The organism is Devosia sp. (assembly GCF_040509215.1).
Taxonomy (GTDB): Bacteria; Pseudomonadota; Alphaproteobacteria; order Rhizobiales; family Devosiaceae; genus Devosia.
This window is the reverse complement of the sequence record NZ_JBEVLL010000095.1, coordinates 1-4,370: the sequence shown is the minus strand read 5'-3', so window position 1 is coordinate 4,370 and position 4,370 is coordinate 1. Positions and strand designations below refer to the sequence as shown.

The 4,370-nt window shown below is 59.4% G+C and carries 5 protein-coding genes; 1 reads left to right on the top strand and 4 read right to left on the bottom strand.

Features of this window, described 5'->3' with window-relative positions; translation table 11 throughout:
* From ABW043_RS05345 to ABW043_RS05330, 4 genes are all read right to left on the bottom strand, one after another.
* Window positions 1-464, bottom strand: a 464-nt coding sequence (locus ABW043_RS05345) for an ABC transporter substrate-binding protein (RefSeq protein ID WP_353920194.1), incomplete at its 3' end; no start/stop codon positions are given.
* A 79-nt stretch (window positions 465-543) separates the two neighbouring features.
* Window positions 544-1,386, bottom strand: a complete 843-nt coding sequence (locus ABW043_RS05340; protein ID WP_353920195.1) for a carbohydrate ABC transporter permease — start codon at window positions 1,384-1,386, stop codon at window positions 544-546.
* Between the two features lie 86 nt (window positions 1,387-1,472).
* Window positions 1,473-2,360: a carbohydrate ABC transporter permease gene (locus tag ABW043_RS05335; protein WP_353920193.1), complete on the bottom strand. Its 888-nt coding sequence runs from the start codon at window positions 2,358-2,360 to the stop codon at window positions 1,473-1,475.
* A gap of 13 nt (window positions 2,361-2,373) precedes the next feature.
* Window positions 2,374-3,528 carry a Gfo/Idh/MocA family protein gene (locus ABW043_RS05330; protein WP_353920192.1) on the bottom strand — a complete coding sequence of 385 codons (1,155 nt, stop codon included), beginning with the start codon at window positions 3,526-3,528 and terminating at the stop codon, window positions 2,374-2,376.
* Window positions 3,529-3,902: 374 nt separating this feature from the next.
* Here ABW043_RS05330 and ABW043_RS05325 point away from each other — a divergent pair.
* Window positions 3,903-4,370, top strand: a 468-nt coding sequence (locus ABW043_RS05325) for a hypothetical protein (protein WP_353920191.1), incomplete at its 3' end; no start/stop codon positions are given.

Genomic DNA, 4,370 nt, shown 5'->3' with positions numbered 1-4,370 from the left:
GGATCGAGGCCAGCGGCTTCGAACAGGTCCTTGTTCCAGAAGAAGGCCTTGGTGGAAAAGGCGACCGGAATGCCCCACTGGGTGCCGTCGAAGGTCACGGTTTCCGGAACGTAGTTATAGTAGGCGCCCTTTTCCTCGTCGGTCATCGGCACGGGGACGATGAGATCGTTGAGGGCGAATTGCTTCAGGGTGCGCGAACCGACATAGGCGATATCGACCGGCGTGCCGGCGACGGCAAGCGTGGTCACCTTGTCCTGGCACTGGCCCCAGCCGACGAGCTCGGGAGCGACCGGGTAGTCGGGATTGGCGGCGGTCCATTCCTCGAACAGCTTGGTGTAGACCGGGGTCACCACGTCGCCGCAGAGGATGATGTTGATTTCTTCGGCTTGAGCCACAGTGGCCAGACCGGTGGTGCCCGAGAGGGCCACCAGCGACGCCAGCACGAGGCCTTTGGTCTTGTTCATTCTTAGTCTCCCTTGTTGCACGCCCGAAGGCGCCTTCCCTCTCGTCAGGTCCCTCCGGGGTCCTGGACGAAAATCCTTGTTATTGCTTGACCGCCCCCGCAGTCAGACCTGCCACCAGATAGCGCTGGAGGAAGATGATGACGATCATCACCGGCAGGATGCCGACGAAGCTGGCCGCCATCAACTCGTTCCACTGCACTTCCTGCTTGCCGAAGAAGGCGAAGAGGCCAACCGGCAGCGGCATGAATTCGGTCTTGGAGTTGAAGGTCAGCGCGAAAATGAACTGCTGAGCGTAGGCACCGATGAAGGTCATGATGGCGACCACGACGATGCCAGGCATGGCGAGCGGCAGGATGACGCGGCGCAGGGTGTAAAGGCGCGAGGCGCCGTCGACCCATGCAGCTTCGTCAAGCTCGCGGGGAATGCGCATCATATAGGTGCGCAGCAGCCAGATAGAGGACGGGATGAGGAAGGCCGCACCCGGCACGATCATGGCGAAATAGGTGTTGAGTAGCCCGAGGCTCCGCATCAGGCGGAAGAGCGGGATCAGCAGCACGGCGCCCGAGAACATGTTCACGGCAAGGAACATGCCGAGCAGCAGCGCCTGGCCGCTGAAATTGAAGCGGGCGAAGGAATATGCCGCGGGGACCACGATGACAACAACGATCAGCGTCACCACCGAGGAGATGAAGAACGAGTTGAAGATGTGCATGCCCAGCGCCGGGACCGAGGTCCACATATTCACATAGGCATCGAAAGACCAGGTCTTCGGGATGAAGCTATAGGGCGTCGAGAAAAGCTGCGCCAACGGCTTGAGCGAAACCAGGAAGCCTTCGATGAAGGGCGCGAGCACGAAGAACAGGAAGACCGCGATGCCGACGTAAAGGGCGGCAACTTCGTACCAGTGGTACCGGTCGATCATCGCCTTGGCGGAACGTGCCTTGGTCTTGGGCCTGACGGTTGCCGGGCTGTCGGCGGCAGCGATCTCGGTCGAGCGGGCGACGTCGGTCATTTGGCTTCTCCCTGCTGGAGCTTGCGAACGGCACGGAAGTAGGCGAGGCAGAACAGCGACACGAAGATACAGATCACCACGGCGCGTGCGGCGCCTTCGCCATATTTGCGGCTGCCGATGGCGGTCTTGTAGGTGTCGATGATCATGGTCGTGGTCGAGCCCGAGGGACCGCCCTGGGTCAGGATCCAGATGATGTCGAACGAGTTGAACGTGGCGATGAGCGAGAGCAGGCTCATGGTGATGATGGCCGGGATCATCAGCGGCACGGTGATGCGGCGGAAGCGGTAGAAGCGGCCGGCGCCATCGGTCCAGGCGGCCTCATAGAGATCCTTGGGGATCGACTGCATGGCGGCAAGGAAATAGATGGTCACCATGGGCACGCCGATCCACACGTCGGTGACGATGGTCGCCCAGAAGGCGGTGTGACCATAAGCGAGCCAGGCGACGGGACCGCCGACGAGGCCGAAATTCTGCAGAAGGCCCGAGATCATGCCGAACTGGCCGTTATACATCCAGCTCCACATGTAGATGCCGATAGCCATGGGCACGATCCAGGGCGGCATGGTGAGGATGCGGAACACGGCCTGGCCGGGAATGGCGGCATTGAGCAGCACGGCGCCGGCCATGCCGATGATCATCTTGGTCGAGACCGAGAAGAAGGTCCAGACGAACGTCCGGACGATCACCTCGGTGAAATTGCCGACTCCGAAGATGCGCTGGTAGTTGGCCCAGCCGACGAAATCATAGCCGGCCTTGAGCGAGGCATTGGTGAAGCTGAGAATGACCGTATCGACCAGCGGATAGGCAACAATGGTCAGGATATAGATCAGTGCCGGAGCCAGAAGGGCGAGGGCGAAGATGGTGGCGCTACGCGAACTGGTCATCGGCTTTTTCTCCTCAGCCCTGTCGTCCGAGGGCAGCATCGAAACGCTGCCAGATGGGGCCCATGTCGACCACGGACTTGCTGCGCATCGCTTCGTCCATGGAGAGTGCCAGCAGCCCGGCCTCAAGCGCATCGACCACCGAGACCGGCAGCGGCGCACCATCGACGAGATGCTTCAGGATATCTTCGGCCATCTGCTCGTCAGCGCCATAATGGCTCGAGAGCGAGCTGACTTCATAGGTCTTGTCTTCGAGGCGATCCGAGGTGCGGCTATCGGTGACCTTGAAGTAATTGCGCACGAAGTCGCCTTCGGCCATGCCCTTGGCGCCGATCACGGCAAAACGCCGGAAATCGTCGGCCACGTTGAGATTGGTGTGGAAGGTCAGCGCCGCGCCATTTTCGTACTGCACGAGGGCGGTCTGGAAATCGATGATATCGCCATCGCTGTCGAACACCTTGTCAGTGCCCATCCAGCCCGAGGGCTTGCGGTGATAGACTTCGAGGTCGTTGATGCCGGAGACCTGCGGCGCGTTTTCGGGCGTAAAACTGCGGCGGCCGCCAAAGCTTGCGACATAGCGCGGGCGGCAACCCATGACGCCATTATAAAGGTCGAGGTCGTGGCAGCACTTTTCGAGCATGAAGCTGCCCGAATATTTCCCATAGCGACGCCAGTCGCGCATGAAAAAGGCGCCGTGATAGGGCGGAATGGTTTCCGAGGCTTCGATCGAGGCGATATTGCCCAGCTTTCCTTCGGCCTGCGCCTTGCGCAGATCGACATAGAGCGGGGCGTAGCGCAGCACGAGGCCCACCATCACATTGTCGGAGCCGTACTGGCCGATCAGTTCGGCGATCGCCATCGTGTCTTCAACTGAAGTCACGACCGGCTTTTCGGCGAAAAGCTTCATGCCGCGCTCAAGACCGATGCGGATGTGCTCGAGATGCATGTGATTGGGCGAACCGACCATGAGAAGGTCGAGATTGCCGTTGTCGATCAGCGCTTCGAGACTGTCATATTGCTTGCCGACGGAGACGCCATGCTCCTTCGTATAGGGGAGGCCCGCCGGGGCCGGATCGACATAACCGACGATCTCGAAATCACTCCGGGCAGCGGTAAAAACCCGCGCCAGATAAGCCAAGCGATAGCCAAGGCCGATAATGCCTACCCGCATATTCCCTGTACCCTGTTTTCCGCCAATCTCTTCCGGATTAGTCGGCATTTCTGTAAACGATTTTCAAGACTAGGCGCCTTTATGACATAATGTCAACACAGATTCCAAGCGCTGACAATACCAATTTAAGCCACTCTTTCGTGGCGCCTTTTTGGGCAGCACTTTGCTGTATTTCTGGGCGTTTGGCAGGGGTTTGAGGAAAAAATCCATGTGGACAAGGTCCACCAAAGCGCGCAGCATGTCGCAATTGGTATCCATGTGGCCTCTTTCAGGAGTGTCACTAGAGATGACATGCCTGAAAATTTCATACAGAGTGCATCGTGCGGCCCAAAATGAGGAGCAGGCCGCCCGAGAGATCACGAAAGACCCCCGACATGAGCCTTTCCACCAATCCCTTCCCCAATGACGCCGACCGCTCGGCTATCTGGACCATGCTGGTGCCGCGCGACATCGCCGCCTATGTGGCCGCCGACTGGTCCATGGTCGAAGGCGATTTCGTCGCCGAGGATTTTGTCGGCATCAACGGCAACAAACAAGACAATCCCGATGGCTGGACGATCAGCTATCCAACCCTCGCCGACTATAGCGCCGAATGGCTACGCCAGGCGCATGAAGGCCAGAAGCAGTCTTATGCCGAAGACGTGGAAGCCGGCATCCACCGCGCCACGAGCCTGACTGAAATCGAAATCACCGGCGATCGCGCCATTGCGCACAAGAAGTTCAACGGCGAAATCAAGCTGAGCGACGGCGGTGTTGATCGCCTGAACTGGCAGACGCTCTATTTCGTCCGCAAGGTTGCGGGAAAGTGGAAGCTGACCGGGTTTGTGGGCTACCTGCCCTAT

Excerpts from the sequence above, each read along its gene's own strand:
- ABW043_RS05340 (WP_353920195.1), bottom strand. The coding sequence starts at position 1,386 with ATGATCGACCGGTACCACTGGTACGAAGTTGCCGCCCTTTACGTCGGC.
- ABW043_RS05335 (WP_353920193.1), bottom strand. The coding sequence starts at position 2,360 with ATGACCAGTTCGCGTAGCGCCACCATCTTCGCCCTCGCCCTTCTGGCT.
- ABW043_RS05330 (WP_353920192.1), bottom strand. The coding sequence starts at position 3,528 with ATGCGGGTAGGCATTATCGGCCTTGGCTATCGCTTGGCTTATCTGGCG.